Source organism: Porphyromonas sp. COT-052 OH4946, from assembly GCF_000765965.1.
Classification (GTDB): Bacteria; Bacteroidota; Bacteroidia; order Bacteroidales; family Porphyromonadaceae; genus Porphyromonas; species Porphyromonas gulae.
Genome location: NZ_JQZY01000010.1, coordinates 16,036 through 38,933 on the forward strand (window position 1 = coordinate 16,036; position 22,898 = coordinate 38,933).

The window sequence follows — 22,898 nt, forward strand, 5'->3', positions numbered from 1 at the left end:
ACCTCTCCGGTCGCCGTCAGAGATGCAGGCGCAGCAGAATGACCGAGAGGTTGTGTACTGTCTGCACGGCCGCAAGCAGGAAAACCGCCATATCCATCGGGCGGGAGGCTTTCCGAGGGATCGACCGGTAAATCCATCCCAACAACATAGGCCAGAGAAAGACCCAATGTCCTCCGAATATCACCGCTTCGTTCATCCCATATCCTCCGATCACATTGACCCCTACATCCACCGATAGATACAGGAGCAGCAGCCAAACGAGCTTTTCCCTCCGCTTCAGCAGGGGGGTGGCGACAACCGTCGTGAGGAAAAGCAGCGGCACGATATAGGACCAAGGCCGGCGATAGGGTGTAGGGCGCAGGGTGGTCTCTTCGTATCGGCGTGCCGGGGCCAGATCGCTGATCAGGAGCGGATGGCCGAAGTATTCGGCTACCGATTCGTCGGCTCCCTGCCGAAAGTCGAACATGCGGATGGCCAGCGCGCGCGGATCGTTCTCGGGTTGTCCCTGTTGGGCCGCCCGATAGGTGAAGAGCAGGCCGACCAGCAGGACGCAGAGCGAGAATGCTCCTGCCAAGGCAGCTCCTTTCCTGATTCGCGAGCCTATCGTCCCTTTTTCCAAAAGGAAAGCCAAGGCCGGTTTGGCCACGTTGGTCAGGGTGATTCCTCCCAGTAGAAAGGCAAACCAACGAATGGTGCCTCCGCCGAAGCTCCCACGCATCTTGTACCGAACTGACAGTACGGTGATGGAAAGGGGAAGGAGGAAGAACGAGATCGGATAGCTCTCGATGGTGAATGGCAGGGTAAGGGCTGTGAAGCTACCGGCCAAGAGGAGGGTGACGAGCAGGCTCCTCGTTCGTCCCTGATCCGCCACACGGCGGAGATAGGCGTAGGTGGCCGTTACGCCTGCTGCCGTGCACAACGTCATCAAGGCCAGACAAATGCCGAGGGCGAAGCTCTCTCCTCCGATCGTGACGAATCCGAACCGATTGAGGGCATAGAAGAGGTTCAGGAAGGGATGGCTTACGTCGAAGACACCTCCTGCCGTTTCGAAGCGATAGTAGTTGTCATAGCCCAGATAGGCTCCGATGAGTCCGTCGTGCGGCGTCAGCAGTCCGGTAGATGCTATGTACGTTGTCAGTGCTCCGTAGAGCAGGCTGAGTATGCAGCATAGAATGGCTTCCTCTCGGTACCGACCGAACAATCTTCCGATAGCTCCCTTTCGTATCATTTCAGGCGTTTCAATACTTTGTGTTGCAAATGTAGATATTATATAATGATAATAGGATACTATGGTCTCATACGAGAGAATACTATGGTCTCCTATGAGAGGATACTATGGTCTCGCATGAGAGGATACTATGGTCTCATATGAGAGGATACTATGGTCTCATACGAGAGGATACTATGGTCTCATATGAGAGGATACTATGGTCTCATATGAGAGGATACTATAGTCTCATGTGAGAGGATACTATGGTCTCATATAAGAGAATACTATGGTCTCATATGAGGGGATACTATTCTTTTATGGAAGATCCTATTTATAATGCCTATATTTGGAGCCTGATGAGCCGGTCGGGAGGCTCTTAGGAAGTTTTCACGGAAGTAAGACAGAACAAATGATACAGTACACAGTGAAGGAACGCCGAATGAAAGTCGGCAAGCATGCAGGCAAAACGATGTATTATGCCGAAGCTCAGAAATCGAAGGTAATCGACTTTGAAGAGGTAATTCGGGACGTTGCCGAGATGAGTTCGCTCACGACCGGCGATGTGCGCAATGCCGTGGATCGACTGGCCTATTACCTCAAGCGCGAGTTGGCAGAGGGCAATACCGTCAGGCTCGGACAGATCGGGACTTTTCGGCTTTATGCCCCCGGGCGGTTTATGGAGCATCCCGAAGAGGTCAATGCTACGACGATCAAGGGCGCGAAGATTCAGTTCATACAGAACAGGCATCTGCGCGAAGCCTCCTCTTTGATCAGGATAGCGGTGGACAATCCCTATCTGACCAAGAAGAAAGATCTTACCACCGGCGGTACGGAGTCTGCCGAGGGCGATGCTTCCGCAGGCTTGTAGTCCTTGGGGCCGATTCGGGTGCTATTTGGTGCTTTTTGTGTGCCCGATTATCTTTGCAAGCATAATGAAGAAGGAATTTATCAGTCGGACAGCCAAGTCGCTGAGTCTGGCTCTCGCCATTTTTTCGGGATGCATATTCGGTAATGTGCTGCCTGCAAGGTCGCAGGAGATAGTGGCGAGCGAACTGGAGCGTTGCTTCTTGGCCATGCCCGAATCCGTCCTGCCGATCGTAACCATGGAGGAGCGGAACGATTTGTGCCGGAGGGCAGGCCATCTCACCGGCTTTACCCATACGGCATCTCTGGAGTCTTCTCTGGGAGGTACCGTTACGTTCTTCCTCAATCGGAACTTTATCAGGATTCAGACCAGTACCGTCGGAGAAGTATTTATGCGCGTCCTACCCTTTTCGGACAGCAGCTCCGTCATCTGCGTGGTCACCACCGTCTCGCACCCCGTGGCGGATAGCCGGATCGATTTCTATACCACCGAATGGAAGCCGCTCGAGGCCGACCGCTTCTGGCAGCAACCTCGGATAGACGACTTTTTCCTCCCCGATACGGACAGGCAGTCGTATGCCTATCAGGCCATACATGCAAGTCTCAGTCCGTCCTACATGCAGGTGTCGCTCTCGGAAGAGTCGGACACCCTGTCGGTCCGTCAAACCGTGACAGAGACCTTGGCAGAGGAGGAGAAACCGCTTGCGGCAATTTTTCTTTCACCCGAACCGTTAGTCTACCGTTGGCAGTCCGGACGATTCGTTCGGCAGGTTCGATAAAGCAATACATATTATTAAGGTAATAGCAAGGAAACGATGGAAGTATCGAAGAAGAGGCTCGTCCTGATGGGGGCTGCCGTACTCGTTCTTATTGTGTCCATGGGGTTTTTCTTCAACTGGCGTGTGGCTCGCGAACGTGCTGCCCTGGAACAGGATCGTGAGAACTTTGCCAAGCTCGAAAAGGAGGCCATGCAGGACGAACTGGATCGTATATCCGAGGACTATACGCAGCAGTACAATAAGCTCTCCGGCTCTGCGGGAGAAATGAATATCCAATTGGCCAACGATTCCCTTCTGGCGCAGCTCTCCGCCGAGCGTGCCCGCGTCAATCGTTTGCAGGACGAATTGAAAACCGTCAAGACGACCAATGCACGCCGCATAAACGAGCTGAGAGGAGAGGTCAAGACCCTTCGTGCCATACTGAAGTCGTATGTCGTGCAGATCGACTCCCTCAATGCAGCCAATGCCCGCCTCCGAACGGAGAATCAGGAGGTGAAGCGCAACCTCTCCGAGGCCGTGGGCGAGGCCAGTCGTCTGAAAGTGGAGAAAGCCGAGCTGACCGGGAAGGTGGAGCTGGCATCGAAACTGGAGGCTACCGGCATATCGGTGGCTCTGCTCGACAAGAAAGGCCGTTCGACCAAGAAGGTGACGAAGATCAAGGACATTCAGATGAGCTTCATCATTCCCAAGAACATTACGGCTCCCGTCGGAGAGAAAGCCATCTACGCCCGTATCCTCACACCCAGTGACGACGTGCTCCAAAAATCCTCTGCTGACGTTTTCGCCTTCGAGGGCAAGCAGATCAGCTACTCCTGTCGCAAACAAATAGAATACACCGGAGAGCAGACCGATGTGATCCTCTACTGGAATGTGGGAGAAACCCTGATGCCCGGAGCTTATCGGGTCGATTTCTTTGCCGATGGGCATCTGATCGGACGCAAAGGCTTCAGCTTGGGCGAGTAAGTTTTTTGATTGCGAACGTATTCCCTTTGCCCGAAAATAGTAATTTAGTGCCTTGTTTGGACGGGACTTGTATCCCATTTGCCAACGGGAAACAATTAGGAAACAGGAATAATATAATGGTGGAAATATCCGCCTTCGGTTAATTGACCGGCCCGGCACTTTCACCATAGCATAATATAAGAAAATGACTGATCGAGAAGACAGAATTATTAACATCAGCATCGAGGAGGAAATGAAGACCGCCTACATCGACTATTCGATGTCGGTGATCGTCTCCAGAGCTTTGCCTGATGTCCGCGACGGATTCAAGCCGGTTCATCGCCGTGTGCTCTATGCCATGAACGAAACCGGCAATGTGTACACCAATCCTACTCGCAAATGCGCCAATGCCGTCGGCGAAGTGCTGGGACACTATCACCCGCATGGCGACTCTTCCGTTTATATGGCCTTGGTGCGTATGGCACAGCCGTGGAGTCTGCGCTATCCGTTGGTGGACGGTCAGGGCAACTTCGGTTCGGTGGATGGCGATTCGCCTGCCGCTATGCGTTATACCGAGTCGCGTCTCAGCCGGATTGCCGGTGAGATGCTTCAGGACATAGATAAGGAAACGGTAGATTTCCAGAACAATTTCGATGATACACGTCAGGAGCCTACGGTTCTGCCCACACGCATCCCCAATCTCCTCATCAACGGGGCTTCCGGTATTGCTGTCGGTATGGCTACCAACATGCCTCCCCACAATTTGTCCGAAGCCATTGACGGATGTGTGGCGTATATAGAAGCGGATGGCGACATAGACGTGGAGGGCTTGATGCAGTATGTCAAGGCTCCGGATTTCCCCACAGGAGGGTTCATATACGGTTATTCCGGAGTGAAGGAAGCCTTCGAGACGGGACGAGGCCGAGTCGTTATCAGAAGTCGTGCCGAGATCGAGCAGCACAATAACCATGAGCGGATCATCATCACGGAGATTCCCTATCTGGTCAATAAGGCCGAGCTTGTCTCCAACATTGCACAGCTGATCAACGAGAAGCGTCTGGATGGTATTTCCAATATATCGGACGAGTCGAACCGTAAGGGAATGCGGATCGTCGTAGAGATCAAGCGCGATGCCAATGCTTCGGTCGTGCTCAATAAGCTCTACAAGATGACGGCCTTGCAAAGCTCTTTCAGCGTAAACAATATCGCATTGGTCAAGGGACGTCCCCGCCTCCTCAATCTGAAAGATCTCATTGGAGAGTTCGTGGATCATCGTCAGGAGGTAGTGACGCGCCGTTGTCGTTTCGAATTGCGTAAGGCACGGGAGCGCGCTCATATCCTCGAAGGCTTGCTTATAGCCGTAGACAATATCGACGAAGTTATCTCTATCATCCGCTCCTCCAAAGATGCCGCAGAGGCAATGAGCCGCTTGATAGAGCGTTTCAACTTGTCGGATATTCAGGCACGTTCCATCGTCGATATGCGCCTGCGTGCCCTGACAGGACTGGAGCGCGACAAGCTGCGTGCAGAGTTCGAAGAGATCATGGCCTCCATCAATCATTTGGAGGCTCTTTTGGCTGATAGAGCATTGCTGATGGAGCTGGTCAAAAGCGAGCTGCTGGAGATAAAAGAGAAATATGGTGATACTCGCAAGAGCGAGATCATATATGCTTCGGAAGAATTCAACCCCGAAGATTTCTATGCCGACGATGATATGATCATCACCCTTTCGCACATGGGCTACATCAAGCGTACCCCTCTGAGCGAATTCAGAACGCAAGCTCGTGGCGGAGTCGGAGCCAAGGGATCGGATACTCGCGAAGAGGATTTCGTGGAGTATATCTACTCGGCCTCCATGCACGCCACCATTATGCTGTTCACGGCCAAAGGGCGCTGCTATTGGCTGAAGGTGTATGAGATCCCCGAAGGTGCCAAGAATGCCAAAGGACGAGCTATTCAGAATCTCCTTAATATCGATCCCGACGATAAGGTCAATGCCTTTATCCGTATCAAGAACCTGACGACGGACAAGGAGTTTGTCAATAGTCACTATCTCCTCTTCTGTACCAAGAAAGGAATCATCAAAAAGACATTGCTCGAAGCCTTCTCCCGTCCACGTGCCAATGGCGTGATCGCTATCGACCTGCGAGACAACGACGGCTTGGTAAGTGTCCGATTGACCAATGGTAAATGCGACATGGTTATTGCCAATCGCGGTGGACGTGCCATTCGTTTCCATGAATCCGTGGTTCGTCCCTCGGGTCGTACAGCCATGGGAGTAAAGGGAATGACGCTCGAGGATGACGGTCAGGATGAAGTAGTAGGAATGATCTCTATCAAGCATCCGGAAGAAGAGACCATCTTGGTCGTAAGCGAAAAAGGATACGGCAAACGTTCGAATATAGACGACTACCGTATTACCAATCGCGGTGGTAAAGGGGTGAAGACACTGAATATCACCGAAAAGACCGGAAAGCTGGTTGATATTCGTGCCGTTACCGATGCCAACGACCTTATGATCATCAATAAGAGCGGTGTCGCCATTCGGGTGAAAGTGGCCGATCTGAGCATTATCGGCCGAGCTACACAGGGTGTAAAGCTCATTGATCTATCCAAGCGTGGAGATGAGATTGCTTCCGTTTGTAGTGTAGTCTCCGAGGAAGAAGAGAACAAGGCGGAAGAGCATGCCGATCATACCCACGAAGTTTTGCCGCAAGACGACTCTTCCGCATCTGTAGAAAATGGTGATGTCAGTGATCTGACTGATACTAACGAACCAGAATAATTTTAGACGTTTAACTATTAACGCACAATCAGTATGAACAAGAAAAGTTTATTGGCAGCTGTCCTGTTTGCAGCAGTTATGCCGGTTTCCTTTGCACAAAAAGCCAATGTGAAAGGAGCAGAAAGCCTTTCCAGCGGTTCCAAACCGAACTTTGCCGAAGCTCGTACGCTGATCGGTGAAGCTATGAAGAACCCCGAAACGATGAACGATGCCAAGACTTGGTTTGTGGCCGGTCAGGTGGAAGAGAGACTCTTTACATCAGAGAATCTCAAGCAAACTGTCAATCAGGAGCCGGATCGTGCTGCAATGAACGATGCTTTGCTGCGCGTTTTGCCGTTTTACTTGAAAGCCGATCAGCTGGACAATACACCGGACGAAAAAGGTAAGGTAAAGCCCAAGTTCACCAAGAAGATCATGGAATCTCTCAAAGGGAATCATCTCTACTATATCAATGCCGGTGGTTATTACATGGAGAAGAAAGACTTTAAGAAAGCTCTTGAAGCTTTCGATCAGTTCATGCAAATCAAGGAACTGCCCATGTTTGCCGCTGTTCCTGAAATCTCTGCACAGGATTCCAACTCTATGATGGTAGGATTCTTTTCGGCTATCTGTGCCTATCAGGCCAACGACTTGGACAAAACGCTCGAAATCTGCAATAAGATCAAGGATGTTCCCTATCGTCAGAATGATGTATACCAGCTGATCGCCACAGTATATCAGGACAAAAAAGATACAGAGGGTTATATCCGCATGCTCGAAGAAGGTGTACAGAAGTTCCCGAAGGAAGCGTATTATCTGCTTAACCTCATCAACAAATACATCGAAACGGGTCGTACGGCAGAGGCTATTTCTTCGTTGGAAAGAGCTATCGCAGATGATCCTCAGAACGTACAGCTTTATGACGTGATGGCCAAGTTGTATGAGAATACGCAAGACTATGACAAAGCCGAGGAGTGGCTGAAGAAAGGTTTGGCTCTCGATCCGAACAATGCTTCCGTATGCTACGATTTGGGTCGCGTGTATTACAATCGAGCTGCCGATTTGAAGGGTGCCGATCAGGTAAATGCCGAGACAGAAGCCAAAGCCAAGGAATACTTGCAGAAGGCATTGCCCTTGCTCGAAAAGGCTTATTCGATCAATCCGGACGAATCATGGTATGTACTGCGTAATGTGTACTACAACTTGAAGATGAACGATAAGTACAAAGAACTGACAGAGCGTCACGAAGGAAAATAATTCACAATTCCCCTTTCAAACTTCAACTCATAAAAAAGCCGTGTCACACCTGAGGACACGGCTTTTTTATATCCTTTCAGAGGAAGAAGGGGGAAGTTACTTGCTTCCGTTAGCAGCAATGGCCGTATTGAGAGCGGAGCAAAAAGCATCAGCCTCTTGGAATGCAATGAATGAAACCCCTGTATTAGTCTTGAGCTCTACATTGTACTTACTGTTTCGGCCGAGTTCGGCACTCAAGTAATCCGATAGAGGTCGCCCTTTTGTCGTGTAGAATCCATATGCAATAACCTTGCGCAGGGTTTTCGTCTCTTCATCGATAAGGTAGGCTTCCGGCTGCAACCCCATAAAGATCGAGTATAATAAGAAGTATGTACCCAAGTAATAAACAGACAGGCTGGCAAGAGAGAAAATCCACAGGATAAGTGTAATGACCGTTACAACGATGTAAAATATCGAGATCCAAAATCTGGCTCCTCGCTTTTCGGAGAACCCTCGCACGTAGAATTTTTTCCGGTTTGTCATTTTTCAGTCTTGTTTATTGTTTTCGATAGCCCGATTCATTTCCTCACAGAAAACCTCCGGCTGGTAAAGCTCGACAAAAGTATGAGTTTTCTTGGTGAGTAGTTTTACTTTTCGTGTGTGGGTGTCATCGCATTCGGCTCGGACATACTCCGTCAGAGGTCTTCCTCCGGTGAGTATTCGTCCAAAGCCGACTATCCAACGCAGTCGCCCGTTTTCTTCATCAATGACTACTGCCACCGGCATACAAGCCCACAGGAGGAATGCAGGAATGTAAAAAGCAAATGCCTGTATCACGGGTTCTTCGTTGCGGATATAGGACGCTATGAGTGAAGCCACAAATAGCAAACCATAGAACAGGAGCACCCAATATGCCCATCCTTTGCGCCCTGCTATGCCATAGAGCGGAAATCTTTTCATATTCATCAGGGAAGAATATCAATCAGTTTATCAATACTTGCTGTGTCGAGTGCTGCCGTCAGTGAGAAGCGCAGGCGAGCCGTATGGAGCGGTACGGTCGGATGTCGTATCGGGAGAACGAAGAAACCATTGTCCTGAAGATGTTCGGCTAATGCAATGCAAGGAGTATTTTCGCCTACCATATAGGGAATGATATGGCTCGATGATGGCATTTCTATGCCTTTTGCCTTGATAGCATTACGCAAAAGCGTAGCAGATTCCTCCAGCCGCTTTCTCTCCATCACAAACTCAGGTAGCCGACGGAATACCAGTTCAGTCCATGCTATCGTAGCAGGTGGTAAAGCTGTGGAGAATATAAGCGAACGACTTCGATTGATCAGGTATTCTCGTACGGCATGGTCACACACTATATAGGCACCCATAGAGGCCATAGCTTTTCCGAATGTGCCCACCAGATAGTCTATTTTCTCGATGGTAGCAGTCTCTTCTGCCAGGCCTAAACCGGTCTTTCCCCTTACTCCTATGGCATGAGCTTCGTCCACGTATAATTCGACAGTCGGGTACAGCTCTTTGAGACGAACCAAGGAAGGAAGATTGGCCAAATCACCGTCCATGCTGTAAATGCTTTCCACTGCTACGATGATCCGGCTATATAGATCCTTGTTCTTGTGGAGGATCCGCTCCAAATGCTCCAAATCATTGTGCCGAAATCGCTCGAAAGGAGTTCCACAGAGTCGGATGCCGTCTATGATACTGGCATGAACCAATCTGTCTGCTACGATCAAGGTGCGTCCGTCCACAATGGCAGGTAGAACACCTGTGTTAAGGTGGTAGCCACTGTTGAATATCAGAGAAGACTCGCGTCCGAATCGTTCTGCTATCTGCCACTCCAATCTGTCATATACCGCACTATTGCCCGTAAGCAGACGGGAAGAACAGCTACCCGGCAGGCGATCCTCTCCGGAGATAGATGTGTAAAATTCATCTATGAGATCTTTTCGGGCTGTCAGCCCAAGATAATCGTTCGAGGAGAGGTTGAGAATTCGTCTTTCCCCCTCGATGATGTAACTGCCATCGTGTGTCAGATTCCGAACCTGCCTGAGATTCCCGCTTTCTTCCAGCTCTCGCAGTTCTGCCTTATATCTTTCGTTCATTCAGGTTTTTTGATTGTCTGTTCCGAGTTCTTTGAGTATTGTATCGGAACGATTATGCTGTGAGGAGATAATAAGATACAAATATAAACAAACGGGAAAGACCCGATTCATAGATTTATCGAGGATAAATCAGCCGGAAGCAAATTTTTCGAAAGGTATTGTTCGGAAAGTAATCGCATTGATGGATCCTGCTAACTCTTAAACGACATTGACAGGATGACCGGAAATGAATGCCCTAAGATTCTCCTTGATTGTCCGAGAAAGGCGCAATCGCGCTGCATCCGTATTCCAACCCATATGTGGCGTGATGTGACAATTACGTGCCTTGAGCAAAGGGTGATCCATGCGCGGAGGTTCTTCCGCAAGGACATCCAATCCTGCAGCATAGAGCCGTCCTTCATTTAGGGCAGAGGCTAATGCTTCTTCATCGATCAAACCTCCTCGGGACATATTCAGCAGGATAGCTGTCGGCTTCATCAGTGCGAGCCGATCAGCCGACACTATCTTATGGGTTTGCTGTGTCAGGGGGCAGTGCAAACTCAGCACATCAGCCCGCGAGAAAAGCTCCTCCATACTATCGGCCTTTTCTATATAAGAAGGCAACTCCATTGGGGATTTGGATGTATGTGCCAATATCTTCATGCCGAATCCACGTGCCATTTCCGCTACACGCGTACCTATTGCCCCAAGTCCCACGATAGCCATCGTCAGCCCGTTCAGTTCTATCTGATAAGTATCGCGAGCGATTTGTTCGTAATCGTTCTGCCAGCGACCATCTTTCACCTGTCGGGATAGTCCTCCGATCGGCATGGCTATGTGCAGCAGATGCGAGATCGCCATCTGGGCTACTGATTCTGTGCTATAGCGGGGGATGTTCGTTATGGTGATACCACGCCGGCGAGCAGCATCCATATCTATAAGATTAAGGCCTGTAATCATCAGTCCGATGCAACGTAGGTGGGGCATCCTTTCCATGTCGGTCGCAGTTACAGGTGTCTTGTTGGTCAGCAGTATTTCAGCATCGGCAGCACGCAGAGCCAAATCCTCCGGACGGGTGTATTCGTAAAACACGCATTCGCCCATTTCTTCGATACCGCTCCAATCCAAATCTCCGGGTAGGGCTGCATAGCTGTCTGCTATCACTATCTTCATCGGTATATCCTTTTAAGAATGAAACAGCATAGTGCTTTCGGTTGTTTGTGCTATCTAGTCATCCCTTAAATAGATTTTTAATCTCTGATATTCAGCAAATTAGTTTGCGAATATCTTTGCTAAATCCGCAAGTTTTCGTATCTTCATCGTACGAAACTTGCAGATTTTATGATTACAAAGCCTCATAGCACCCCATCATTCTTCAGCAGTCTCTCCGACATGCTGAACCCATCGCACCCGCTCTACAAACTAGCCGACAAAATAGATTGGGCAAAATTCGACACAGCCTTCGCTCCTCTGTATTGTCAGAATAATGGTCGTCCTGCCAAACCCATTCGCTTGATGTGTGGCTTGTTGATTCTCAAACACCTGCGTAATCTTTCAGACGAATCCGTTGTAGAGCAATGGAGTGAAAATGCTTATTACCAATACTTTTGTGGCATGCAAGAGTTCATCCCTAATGCCCCCTGTGCCTCTTCTGAATTGGTGCACTTTCGNTTCCAAGAAAGCATTCGTGTCAATAACGAAGATGATGACGAGCATCATCATGACACGGCTTTTATTGATTCGACCGTTCAAGAGAAGAATATCACCTACCCTACAGATGCCAAGTTGCATAAAAAGATTGTCCGCAAGGTTCTAGACATCGTCCATAAGCTGCAGCTACCGCTTCGCCAAAGCTATACCTTTGTTCTCAAGCGGATTTATCGCGACCAACGTTTTCGCCATCATCCCAAGAATCGCCAAAAGGCAGTCAGAGCGGATAGGAAATTGCGAACCATAGCCGGCCGATTAGTCCGAGAGCTCAAGCGTAATCCGGGAGAGCATTCTGCCTATAAGGAGTTGATAGAGNCGATTAGTCCGAGAGCTCAAGCGTAATCCGGGAGAGCATTCTGCCTATAAGGAGTTGATAGAGAGATTTGAGGCGATTCTTGCTCAACGACGTCATAGTCCGCAAAAGATTTATTCTATTCACGAGCCAGATGTGCAATGCATCAGCAAGGGCAAAGAGCATAAGAAGTACGAATTCGGCAATAAGGTCTCCATCATCCGCTCAGCTACGGGGCTTATTCTTGGCGCACAATCATTTCGTAATGAGTATGATGGACACACGATAGAAGCCTCGTTGGCACAAGTGGAACGCCTGACACAGAGAAAGATCAAGATACTGGCAGGAGATAGGGGTTATCGGGGTAAGAAAGAGGTTAATGGCACTCAGATTTTAATACCGGATGTTCCCAAGCCCTCAGATAGCAGGTATCAGAAGCGGAAGAAACACAAACTATTCTGCAAGCGAGCAGGCATAGAACCCACCATCGGACACTTGAAATCAGATTATCGTTTAGGCCGTAACTTTTACAAGGGATTGGCTGGGGATGCTGTGAACATACTACTGGCAGCAGCTGCTTACAACTTCAAAAGAGCCATGAGAGCTNTAGGCCGTAACTTTTACAAGGGATTGGCTGGGGATGCTGTGAACATACTACTGGCAGCAGCTGCTTACAACTTCAAAAGAGCCATGAGAGCTCTTTTGCACCTGCTCAAAATGATAAGCGAAAAGCTAAGCGAGAGACCATCGATGAATGACTTCTCACTTGCAAATGCTTTTTAAGGGATGACTATCTAATATATAATGCCCGGTGTGTAGTAGAGTAAGTCCTATTCCAAAAGAGAAAATTTGTCGCCCATTACAAAACTGAATATTAGATTGTACATTTTGCACATTCCTGTGTCAAGTGCTTACGGGGGAGACAATATTCATCGTTATCTCAATGTCAAATTCACGCTGAAATACCTTATAGAGGACTTTTCCAACCTTATTATTGTCGGCATTTTTCATGACGATCGCGTATCTCCAGTCTTGTATTCACAAGTGACTGAAAAAATTCACATTAAGCATTTTCACGAGCTTTTCATACAAATTTCTATTTCCTCGCTCTGAAAAACGTGGCGCGTAAACTTTTTCACTACGGCGCGGGAAGTAAAAATTTTACGCGCCGGAACGAAAAAAATCTCGCGCCACTATTGCAGGAAACACAGACCGGAATTGGAGCATTTTCGGTTCGTATTGCCATGAGCGCATAATGTAGAGATTGATTTTTGAGATTAGGAAAAGGCTAACCAAGAACATTCAACGACAAGAAAACCCCAAAACGCCCCCACTTTTACTCCGTCCAAATCAAAACACAAGCAGCAGCATACAAGGAAAGAAAGCAAACATACTCGTAGTTCACAGTGAAGGTCAAGCTCTAAGCATTACCCCCTTCTTTCCGAACAGGTTCCATTCCACAAATAATCTCTTCCCAACCTGTAACTTGGCCTAAAACAGGAAGAAAAACAGACCCTTACGGTGTGCATGAAAGAGACCCTCCATGAAATCCATATTTTTTTCTTCAATTTTCCGCACAAGTATAGATATAATGAATATCTTTGCCGTGTCAATGGTTTTCTAGGCCGGTCTTTCTGGTCTAGGATGAAAAGGGAATCCAGTGAAAATCTGGAGCTGTGCCCTCAGCTGTAAGTTCAGATATAAGGGTTTTGCGATGGGAAAGCCACTATACAAGATCGTATGGGAAGGCAGCAAAACCTTGAATAAGTCAGAAGACCTGCCATTGCAAGCGTTCTCTTTGGATCTCAGGGATTAGAGATAAAGAAGGGTCTGTGTTACATTTGATTGTTGTATTCACGTGAATTGTCGAAGGATATTGATTCTTTTCGACTTTTTTCGTGTTTTTTCGGCATATCAAAGTCTATTCAAGCACCGGACGTATCCTCTTTTAACCGCTCTATCACCTGTAAACCACCAAAAGAACCCAGCTCATGGCTATACAAGGAATCCAAAACTTTTCCTCGAGGAGCCTGAAACGCATTAGAATCGACTAAAACAGAAATAAAGCGAAAGTTTTATCACTTAAAGAGCAAAGAAACTATGATGACTAGCGAACAGTACGTAGAAAGTCTTCGGAAACTTAATCTGAAGGTCTATTTCATGGGTGAAAAGATCGATAATCCTGTAGATCACCCCATGATTCGTCCCTCAATGAATTCAGTAGCTATGACTTATAAGCTTGCTGAGATGGACGAATACAAGCATTTAATGACAGCAACTTCAAACTTGACTGGTAAGCAAGTGAATCGTTTCTGCCATCTACATCAGAACACAGAGGATCTGAAAAACAAAGTGAAAATGCAGCGTCTCTTGGGGCAAAAGACAGCGTCATGCTTCCAGCGCTGCGTAGGAATGGATGCTTTCAATGCCATCTATTCTACTACTTATGAAATGGACCAAGCTCTTGGCACCACTTATCACAAGCGTTTCATCGAGTACATGAAATATGTACAAGACAACGACTTGGTTGTAGACGGAGCCATGACAGACCCCAAAGGGGATCGCGGTCTATCGCCCTCGGAACAAGCCGATCCGGATCTTTATCTGCACATTGTTGAAGTTCGTGAAGATGGGATCGTCGTTTCGGGTGCAAAAGCACACCAGACCGGAGCAGTCAATTCGCACGAGCACCTCATTATGCCGACGATTGCTATGCGTGAAGCTGATGCTGATTATGCCGTTTCTTTTGCCGTTCCCAGTGATGCAGAAGGCGTTATCATGATCTACGGTCGCCAGTCATGTGACACTCGTAAAATGGAAGAAGGAGCCGACATCGACCTCGGTAACCCTGAATTCGGTGGTCACGAAGCTCTTGTTGTATTCGACCGCGTATTCGTACCCAACGACCGCGTATTCATGTGCAAAGAATACCAGTTTGCAGGTATGATGGTAGAACGTTTCGCAGGATACCACCGTCAGTCTTATGGAGGATGTAAAGTAGGTGTTGGTGACGTACTTATCGGTGCAGCCGCTCTTGCAGCTGACTACAACGGAGTACCCAAGGCATCTCACATTAAGGATAAACTCATTGAGATGATCCACCTGAATGAAACCCTGTATGCTTGCGGTATCGCATGCTCTTCAGAAGGAACTCAAATGAAAGCCGGCAACTATATGATCGATTTGTTGCTAGCCAATGTTTGTAAGCAAAATATCACCCGTCTTCCTTACGAAATAGCTCGTCTGGCAGAGGATATTGCAGGAGGTTTGATGGTAACCATGCCTTCCGAACAAGACTTCCGCCATCCGGAAATAGGCCCGATCGTAAAGAAATATCTTGCAGGTGCAACGGGCAAATCGACAGAAAACCGCATGCGTGTTCTGCGTTTGATTGAGAATATCACGTTGGGAACAGCTGCCGTCGGTTATCGAACCGAGTCTATGCACGGAGCCGGATCACCTCAAGCTCAGAGGATTATGATCGCTCGTCAGGGAGACCTCGAGGGCAAGAAAAAACTTGCACGAGCAATTGCTCATATCGACGAATCACTCGACAAGTAATCGGCTCTCGTTTACTTATCTGTTTGATGTATTTAGAAGACGGATTATAACGCAGCCGTGAAACCGGATACAATGACAGAAGAAATAGTCGAACTCGTACTGCGCGAGCGGATCAGTCCGCTACTGCGCAGTCACGGGGGCGACTTATCTTTATCTCAAATCAAGGACAATACCGTTTTCATACGGTTTTCCGGAGCATGCCGATTCTGTCCGGCAGCAAATGAGACAGTAGAAAAAATCGTTCAAGCCATGATACGCGAATACTTCAAGGATGACAACATCGATGTCATTCTCGAAAATAGTGTCAGCGATGATTTGCTGGAACAAGCCAAGAATATTTTGAGAAAACCCAAATAGCTTTTATGAAAGACGTATTGGCGGAATATGCCTCCCGAATTGTTTCGGCCGAAGAAGCCGTTAAACATATTAAAAATGGAGAACGGGTAGCTTTGTCACATGCTGCCGGAGTTCCTCAGAGTTGTGTAAATGCACTGGTACAACAGGCTGACCATTTCCGGAATGTCGAGATTTATCACATGCTTTGTCTCGGCGAAGGAAAATATATGGCACCTGAAATGGCCCCTCACTTCCGACACATAACCAATTTTGTGGGTGGCAACTCTCGTAAGGCAGTAGAGGAAAACCGAGCCGACTTCATTCCGGCATTCTTTTATGAAGTGCCATCGATGATTCGCAAAGACATCCTCCACATAGATGTCGCCATCGTTCAGCTTTCCATGCCTGACGAGAATGGTTACTGCAGCTTCGGAGTATCCTGCGATTATACCAAACCGGCAGCAGAAAGCGCTCATTTAGTTATAGGGGAAATCAACCGTCAAATGCCATATGTACACGGCGACAACTTGATTCATGTATCGAAGTTGGATTACATCGTGATGGCAGACTACCCGATCTATCCTCTGGCAAAGCCGAAAATCGGAGAAGTGGAAGAAGCCATCGGTCGCAATTGCGCCAAGCTCATCGAAGATGGTGCCACACTCCAACTCGGCATCGGAGCCATTCCCGATGCAGCTTTGTTGTTTCTCAAGGACAAAAAAGATCTGGGCATCCATACTGAGATGTTCTCGGATGGTGTTGTCGAATTGGTACGCAGTGGTGTTATTACAGGCAAGAAAAAGACACTCCACCCCGGAAAGATGGTCGCAACCTTCTTAATGGGAAGTGAAGATGTGTATCATTTCATCGACAAGAATCCCGACGTAGAACTTTATCCCGTAGATTACGTCAACGACCCCCGAGTAATTGCCCAAAACGACAATATGGTTAGTATCAATAGCTGTATTGAAATCGATCTTATGGGACAAGTCGTGTCCGAATGCATAGGAAGCAAGCAATTCAGCGGAACGGGAGGTCAAGTAGACTATGTTCGTGGAGCAGCATGGTCTAAAAACGGAAAAAGCATCATTGCAATTCCCTCAACGGCCAAAAACGGTACCGCTTCTCGAATTGTACCACTGATTACTGAGGGTGCTGCGGTAACCACTCTCCGTAATGAAGTCGATTATGTTGTAACCGAATACGGTATAGCACAACTCAAAGGACGGAGTTTGCGCCAGCGAGCAGAAGCTCTTATCTCCGTGGCTCATCCGGACTTCAGGGAAGAGCTGATGGAACATTTCCACAAACGTTTCGGATAAGACGAGAGGAAAAAGCTTAGGATTATTACAAAAACTCAATAATACTATTATGCAACTTTTCAAACTCAAGAGTGTAACACATCACTTTGACACTTTTGCAGAATTTGCCAAGGAATTCAACCTTGGAGAACGCGACTTGGTAATTACCAACGAGTTCATCTATGAACCGTATATGAAGGCATGCCAGCTCCCCTGCCATTTCGTTATGCAGGAGAAATACGGGCAAGGCGAGCCTTCTGACGAAATGATGAACAACATCTTGGCAGACATCCGTGATATCCAGTTCGACCGTGTAATCGGTATCGGAGGGGGTACGGTTATTGACATCTCTAAACTTTTCGTTCTGAAAGGATTAAATGATGTACTCGATGCATTCGACCGCAAAATACCTCTTATCAAAGAGAAAGAACTGATCATTGTACCCACGACATGCGGAACAGGTAGCGAGGTGACGAACATTTCTATCGCAGAAATCAAAAGCCGTCACACCAAAATGGGATTGGCAGACGATGCCATTGTTGCAGACCATGCCATCATCATACCTGAACTACTGAAGAGCTTGCCTTTCCACTTCTATGCATGCAGTGCAATCGATGCTCTTATCCATGCCATCGAGTCATATGTATCTCCTAAAGCCGGTCCATATTCACGCCTTTTCAGTGAGGCTGCTTGGGATATTATCTTGGAAGTATTCAAGAAAATCGCCGAACACGGCCCTGAATACCGCTTCGAAAAGCTGGGAGAAATGATCATGGCCAGCAACTATGCCGGTGTAGCCTTCGGCAATGCAGGAGTAGGAGCCGTCCACGCACTATCCTACCCGTTGGGAGGCAACTATCACGTACCGCATGGAGAAGCTAACTATCAGTTCTTCACGGAAGTATTCAAAGTGTACCAAAAGAAGAATCCTTTCGGCCATATAGTCGAACTCAACTGGAAGCTCTCCAAGATACTGAACTGCCAGCCCGAATACGTGTATCCGAAGTTGGACGAACTTCTCGGATGCCTTCTTTCCAAGAAACCTTTGCGCGAATACGGCATGAAGGATGAAGAGGTAAGAGGCTTTGCCGAATCAGTGCTTCAGACACAGCAAAGATTGCTCGCCAACAACTATGTAGAGCTTACTGTAGACGAGATCGAAGGTATCTACAGAAGACTGTACTAAACACATAAAGGTTCTTTTTTCGAATAAAGACAAAAACCGAGAAAAAGCCGCAAATCGAGGGTGATAGCAAGACCGGCCGATACAGGTCTGCTATCACCCCAAAATCTGCCTGAAGCCAAAAGATATACGGCTATTATATTCTTGGCCAAGGGCTACAGAAGACTAATCAAAAACCACATCAATAAAAATTTTTCCAATGGAAATCAAAGAAATGGTGAGCCTTGCCCGTAAGGCTCAGAAGGAGTATCAAGCTACTCATAACCAAGAAGCAGTTGACAATATTTGCCGAGCTGCAGCAAAAGTTATCTATGAAAATGCAGCTATTCTGGCTCGCGAAGCAGTAGACGAAACCGGTATGGGCGTTTACGAACACAAAGTAGCCAAGAATCAAGGCAAGTCCAAAGGTGTTTGGTACAACCTCCACAATAAAAAATCGGTTGGTATCCTCAATATAGACGAGCGTACCGGAATGATCGAAATCGCAAAGCCTATCGGAGTTGTAGGAGCCGTAACGCCGACGACCAACCCGATCGTTACCCCGATGAGTAACATCATCTTTGCTCTCAAGACTTGCAATGCCATCATTATTGCTCCCCACCCCAGATCTAAAAAATGCTCTGCACACACAGTTCGTCTGATCAAAGAAGCTATCGCTCCGTTCAACGTACCGGAAGGCATGGTTCAGATCATCGAAGAACCCAGCATCGAGAAGACGCAGGAACTCATGGGTGCCGTAGACGTAGTAGTTGCTACGGGTGGTATGGGCATGGTAAAGTCCGCATATTCTTCAGGAAAGCCTTCTTTCGGCGTTGGAGCCGGTAACGTCCAGGTGATCGTGGATAGCAACATCGATTTCGAAGTTGCTGCAGAAAAAATCATCACCGGTCGTGCTTTCGACAACGGTATCATCTGCTCAGGCGAACAGAGCATCATCTACAACGAAGCGGACAAGGAAGCTGTTTTCACCGCATTCCGCAACCACGGTGCATATTTCTGTGACGAAGCCGAAGGAGATCGAGTTCGTACGGCTATCTTCGAAAATGGATCCATCGCGAAAGATGTAGTAGGTCAGAGCGTTGACTTCATTGCCAAGAAAGCAAACATCAATATCCCCGAAGGTACCCGTATTCTCGTCGTTGAAGCTCGCGGTGTAGGAGCAGAAGACGTTATCTGTAAGGAAAAGATGTGTCCCGTAATGTGCGCTCTCAGCTACAAGCACTTCGAAGAAGGTGTAGAAATCGCACGTACGAACCTCGCCAACGAAGGTAACGGCCACACCTGCGCTATCCACTCCAACAATCAGGCACACATCATCCTCGCAGGATCGGAGCTGACGGTATCTCGTATCGTAGTAAATGCTCCGAGTGCCACTACAGCAGGTGGTCACATCCAAAACGGTCTTGCCGTAACCAATACGCTCGGATGCGGATCATGGGGTAACAACTCTATCTCTGAGAACTTCACCTACAAGCACCTTCTCAACATTTCACGCATCGCACCGTTGAATTCAAGCATTCACATCCCCGATGACAAAGAAATCTGGGAACTCTAATTAAATTTCCTTCTTTCGAGGCTTAATAACCCGATAGAGAAGGAATCTTAATCTTCTCTTTTCGAGGGACAGTGCCAAATTCGTGCACTGTCCCTCTTTTTTTGCACCATATTCACTTCCGATTCAGCCATAGGATGTATCATCCCTATCCGATTGGGTTCACACGCCTAAATTTTCGGGTTTATGACACCTAAAAGTGTGGCACGTGAACTTTTTGCTTTTGGCGTGGGAAAAGAAAAAAAGTGAAACCAAAACGAAAAAAATCTCGCGCCTGTTTTTCACAAAACACAAACCACAATCGGAGCATTTCAGGCTCGTATCCTGCTTGAGGCGTAATGAGCATATGCACTTTTTTCCTCGATGAAAAACCAGAACAAATATATATTCTGAGATTGTTATATTTACGAAAGTGGATATGCCTCCACAATAAGCTTTTGATAAGCTGCGAGGAGGTTGTTATTCATCACTAATTGCTCAAAAAACATGCAGGTCATAAAAACAAATGAAACTTTTGACAGCCTCGACAAAAGTAAGTTGGAGCGTATGCTCGACATCAAAGAGGCTCATCGCGAAGGTCATCTGACACTTGAAGAGGCCAAGGAGCGTATGAAAAAAGAAGTGGGTTCCATCTCGCCCGAAGAGTTTGCCGCAGCAGAGCAACTCTTCAAAGAACGTGATCAGGACGAATGCCAAAACGAAGACGTACGGACAATGCTACAGCTGTTCGAAGGCCTGATAAATCCCATTCGTCCCGACTTACCTTTCGGACACCCCATCGATGCCTATCTGCGCGAAAACGATAAGGCCAAAGAACTACTCGATCAGGCGGATGCCCTACTGGAGCGCACTTTTATCCCCAATCCATGGATAGAACTGATGGAGACGCTTATGGGATATAAGCTACACTTTGCTCGCAAACAAAACCAACTCTATTCGACACTGGAGCAGAAAGGATTCGACCGCCCCTCCACTACGATGTGGACTTATGACGATCATATCCGCGACGAGATGAACAAAGCCATGAGCCTACTGCGCGAAAAAGACTACGACTCCTTCCCTGCAGCATACAAAAAGATGGCTATCGTTCTGCGTGACCTGATGGAAAAAGAAGAGCTTATCCTTTATCCAACCTCTCTGAAGCTCATTTCCGACAAAGAGTTCGAAGCAATGAAACATGGCGATCGGGAAATAGGCTTCTTCCTTATCGACATGCCGGAATTAGATGCACCGGCCAAGCAATCAAAAGAAGCCCACGGCCAATCATTTATGGCAGAACTGGGAGCCTTACTTGCCAAACATGGTATGGGGACAGGCGGACAAGACGACAAGGCGATACTGGATGTAGCCGAAGGAAAGCTGACTTTGGAGCAGATCAATCTGCTTTTCCGTCATCTCCCTGTGGATATTTCGTTCGTGGACGAAAACGAGCTGGTTTGTTTCTATACGGACACAAAGCACAGAGTATTCCCCAGAAGCAAGGGCGTGATCGGCCGAGAAGTACGCAACTGCCATCCGCCCAAGAGCGTTCATATCGTAGAGGAGATAATCGATAAGTTCCGACGTGGCGAACAGGATCGCGCAGAATTCTGGATCAATAAGCCCGGAGTCTTCATCTACATTGTCTATGTGGCCATCAGAGACGCCGACGGGCGTTTCCGCGGTGTGATGGAAATGATGCAAGACTGCACACGGATCCGTAGTCTTGAAGGCTCGCGTACACTTCTTACTTGGGACGAAGAGCAAAGTCCGGCACAAGGATCGAAAGAAAGCGAATCCGATACTGTCGGAGAAGATGGCATTCGGCCGGACACGAAGCTGAAGAGTCTCTTGCAGCGGTATCCGCGACTGATGGATGATTTGCCAACGATCAGTTCCAAGTTCACCCTCCTTCGTTCTCCGATGGCCAAAGTAATTCTTCCTGTTGCCACCATTAAAATGATGAGCGAACGCGCCGACATTCCGTCGGATATGCTCATCGGCAAACTGGAATCGCTCATCGCTTCGTACAATAAACCGGATCGATCGGAAGAGAAATAGCATGAAGAAGGAGGTGTGTCAATAATCATGGCACACCTCCTTTGCATTAATATGGGACGGTCGGGTACACCGCTATTCCGAGACTCCTAAGGAGTCCCTACCAAGAACCCTAAGGAGTCCCTACCAAGACCCCTAAGGGATCCCAACCAAGACCCCTAAGGGGTCCCAACAGAGACTCCTTAGGGGTTCCTCTATGCTCCTCTTCAGGAGGGGTTCGTACGGTCTTATAATCGATTCGAATGGAGACATCGGGAGCCGTGACCGACGAAAGGGAGCCGAGGCTTAGCGAATCTTACCGTCGAATAGATTGATGATGCGGCCGGCACTGCGTGCATCGTGCTCGGAGTGCGTCACCATGACGATGGTGGCACCTTCGCGATTGAGACCTCTGAGCAGTTCCATGACATCGGCTCCGTTTTTGGAGTCGAGGTTACCGGTAGGTTCGTCGGCGAGGATGAGCTTCGGATTGGCCACTACGGCACGGGCGATAGCCACGCGCTGCTGCTGTCCTCCGGAGAGCTGATTGGGGAAGTGGCCGGCTCGGTGGCTGATGCTCATCTTGCGCAGTGCCTCCTCCACTCGCTCTTTCCGCTCGGAGGCTTTCACGCCCAGATAGACGAGCGGCAGCTCCACATTCTCGCTTACGGTCATCTCCTCGATGAGGTTGAAGCTCTGGAATACGAAGCCGATATTGCCCTTACGGACAGCAGTTCGGTCTTTCTCCCGGAGGTTGCCCACTTCTGCCCCGTCGAGCTTGTAGATGCCGGAGGTGGGATTGTCGAGAAGGCCGAGGATATTGAGCAGGGTGGACTTACCACATCCCGAAGGCCCCATGATGGCGATAAATTCGCCTTTATCCACTTTGAGCGATACGCCATCGAGGGCTACCGTCTCTATTTCTTCTGTTCTGAAAACCTTGGTGAGGTTGCTGATTTCGATCATTGTTTTTACTTGTTTTTATTTGGTGAAAGGAAAAGCGACAAGCCGGACAAGGCCTTGGACACGAATCCGCCATTTGCCGGATTGCCACCGTAT

Annotated in this window: 19 protein-coding genes, 2 pseudogenes and 1 riboswitch; of the genes and pseudogenes, 14 read left to right on the plus strand and 7 right to left on the minus strand. The window is 48.2% G+C overall.

The genetic code is table 11. The features are described 5' to 3' along the window. Positions 1 to 16: 16 nt before the first annotated feature. Positions 17 to 1,228: a DUF6080 domain-containing protein gene (locus HQ50_RS04830; protein ID WP_039428739.1), complete on the minus strand. Its 1,212-nt coding sequence runs from the start codon at positions 1,226 to 1,228 to the stop codon at positions 17 to 19. Between the two features lie 391 nt (positions 1,229 to 1,619). On the opposite strand from HQ50_RS04830, the gene HQ50_RS04835 reads away from it, so the two are divergent. The 5 genes from HQ50_RS04835 (at position 1,620) to HQ50_RS04855 (ending at position 7,816) form a co-directional block, all read left to right on the plus strand. Then, a complete protein-coding gene (locus HQ50_RS04835) occupies positions 1,620 to 2,078 on the plus strand; it encodes an HU family DNA-binding protein (protein WP_039428743.1) in 459 nt (152 codons plus the stop codon). 64 nt (positions 2,079 to 2,142) lie between these two features. Then, positions 2,143 to 2,853, plus strand: coding sequence for a DUF3256 family protein (locus tag HQ50_RS04840; protein WP_039428746.1), 711 nt, complete (start codon positions 2,143 to 2,145; stop codon positions 2,851 to 2,853). A 36-nt stretch (positions 2,854 to 2,889) separates the two neighbouring features. Further along, positions 2,890 to 3,816, plus strand: coding sequence for a hypothetical protein (locus HQ50_RS04845; protein ID WP_039428748.1), 927 nt, complete (start codon positions 2,890 to 2,892; stop codon positions 3,814 to 3,816). A 184-nt stretch (positions 3,817 to 4,000) separates the two neighbouring features. Next, entirely contained in the window at positions 4,001 to 6,580 is a 2,580-nt protein-coding gene (gyrA, locus tag HQ50_RS04850) for a DNA gyrase subunit A (protein ID WP_039428753.1), read from the plus strand. A 33-nt stretch (positions 6,581 to 6,613) separates the two neighbouring features. Next, a complete protein-coding gene (locus HQ50_RS04855) occupies positions 6,614 to 7,816 on the plus strand; it encodes a lipopolysaccharide assembly protein LapB (RefSeq protein ID WP_039421777.1) in 1,203 nt (400 codons plus the stop codon). 96 nt (positions 7,817 to 7,912) lie between these two features. Here HQ50_RS04855 and HQ50_RS04860 read toward each other — a convergent pair whose 3' ends face one another. The 4 genes from HQ50_RS04860 to HQ50_RS04875 all read right to left on the minus strand — a co-directional run bounded on the left by HQ50_RS04860 (position 7,913) and on the right by HQ50_RS04875 (position 11,061). Then, on the minus strand, positions 7,913 to 8,338 hold the full coding sequence (locus tag HQ50_RS04860; RefSeq protein WP_039418578.1) for a hypothetical protein: 426 nt from the start codon (positions 8,336 to 8,338) through the stop codon (positions 7,913 to 7,915). 3 nt (positions 8,339 to 8,341) lie between these two features. Next, positions 8,342 to 8,755, minus strand: a complete 414-nt coding sequence (locus HQ50_RS04865) for a hypothetical protein (protein WP_235317934.1) — start codon at positions 8,753 to 8,755, stop codon at positions 8,342 to 8,344. A 5-nt stretch (positions 8,756 to 8,760) separates the two neighbouring features. Continuing rightward, positions 8,761 to 9,909, minus strand: coding sequence for an 8-amino-7-oxononanoate synthase (locus HQ50_RS04870; protein WP_039428759.1), 1,149 nt, complete (start codon positions 9,907 to 9,909; stop codon positions 8,761 to 8,763). Between the two features lie 198 nt (positions 9,910 to 10,107). Further along, the gene (locus HQ50_RS04875) at positions 10,108 to 11,061 is read right to left on the minus strand and encodes a D-2-hydroxyacid dehydrogenase (RefSeq protein ID WP_039428762.1); all 954 of its coding nucleotides are present in this window, start codon (positions 11,059 to 11,061) and stop codon (positions 10,108 to 10,110) included. A gap of 168 nt (positions 11,062 to 11,229) precedes the next feature. Here HQ50_RS04875 and HQ50_RS04880 point away from each other — a divergent pair. Further along, positions 11,230 to 12,493 (plus strand): annotated as a pseudogene (locus HQ50_RS04880) (IS5 family transposase); the annotation flags it as partial. 470 nt (positions 12,494 to 12,963) lie between these two features. On the opposite strand, the gene HQ50_RS12535 reads toward HQ50_RS04880, so the two are convergent. Further along, positions 12,964 to 13,029, minus strand: a complete 66-nt coding sequence (locus HQ50_RS12535; protein ID WP_369794169.1) for a hypothetical protein — start codon at positions 13,027 to 13,029, stop codon at positions 12,964 to 12,966. A 16-nt stretch (positions 13,030 to 13,045) separates the two neighbouring features. Between HQ50_RS12535 and HQ50_RS12100 the strand changes: the two are divergent. From HQ50_RS12100 to HQ50_RS04910, 8 genes and pseudogenes are all read left to right on the plus strand, one after another. Further along, positions 13,046 to 13,138, plus strand: a pseudogene (locus tag HQ50_RS12100) (DUF1661 domain-containing protein); the annotation flags it as partial. Positions 13,139 to 13,486: 348 nt separating this feature from the next. After that, a riboswitch (cobalamin riboswitch) is annotated at positions 13,487 to 13,690 on the plus strand. Between the two features lie 300 nt (positions 13,691 to 13,990). Further along, positions 13,991 to 15,451, plus strand: coding sequence for a 4-hydroxyphenylacetate 3-hydroxylase family protein (locus tag HQ50_RS04885; protein WP_039418584.1), 1,461 nt, complete (start codon positions 13,991 to 13,993; stop codon positions 15,449 to 15,451). A 72-nt stretch (positions 15,452 to 15,523) separates the two neighbouring features. Further along, a complete protein-coding gene (locus tag HQ50_RS04890; protein WP_026292287.1) occupies positions 15,524 to 15,808 on the plus strand; it encodes a NifU family protein in 285 nt (94 codons plus the stop codon). A gap of 5 nt (positions 15,809 to 15,813) precedes the next feature. Beyond that, entirely contained in the window at positions 15,814 to 17,109 is a 1,296-nt protein-coding gene (locus HQ50_RS04895) for an acetyl-CoA hydrolase/transferase family protein (RefSeq protein WP_039428764.1), read from the plus strand. A 49-nt stretch (positions 17,110 to 17,158) separates the two neighbouring features. Next, complete coding sequence (locus tag HQ50_RS04900) at positions 17,159 to 18,274, plus strand: 4-hydroxybutyrate dehydrogenase (protein WP_018965553.1); 1,116 nt, start codon at positions 17,159 to 17,161, stop codon at positions 18,272 to 18,274. Positions 18,275 to 18,470: 196 nt separating this feature from the next. After that, entirely contained in the window at positions 18,471 to 19,826 is a 1,356-nt protein-coding gene (locus HQ50_RS04905) for an aldehyde dehydrogenase family protein (protein WP_039428767.1), read from the plus strand. 205 nt (positions 19,827 to 20,031) lie between these two features. Beyond that, on the plus strand, positions 20,032 to 20,190 hold the full coding sequence (locus tag HQ50_RS11220; RefSeq protein ID WP_234231716.1) for a DUF1661 domain-containing protein: 159 nt from the start codon (positions 20,032 to 20,034) through the stop codon (positions 20,188 to 20,190). Between the two features lie 119 nt (positions 20,191 to 20,309). Beyond that, positions 20,310 to 21,863: a PAS domain-containing protein gene (locus tag HQ50_RS04910; protein WP_039424952.1), complete on the plus strand. Its 1,554-nt coding sequence runs from the start codon at positions 20,310 to 20,312 to the stop codon at positions 21,861 to 21,863. A gap of 282 nt (positions 21,864 to 22,145) precedes the next feature. Here HQ50_RS04910 and HQ50_RS04915 read toward each other — a convergent pair whose 3' ends face one another. Continuing rightward, positions 22,146 to 22,805: an ABC transporter ATP-binding protein gene (locus HQ50_RS04915; protein ID WP_004585231.1), complete on the minus strand. Its 660-nt coding sequence runs from the start codon at positions 22,803 to 22,805 to the stop codon at positions 22,146 to 22,148. Positions 22,806 to 22,898: the final 93 nt, after the last annotated feature.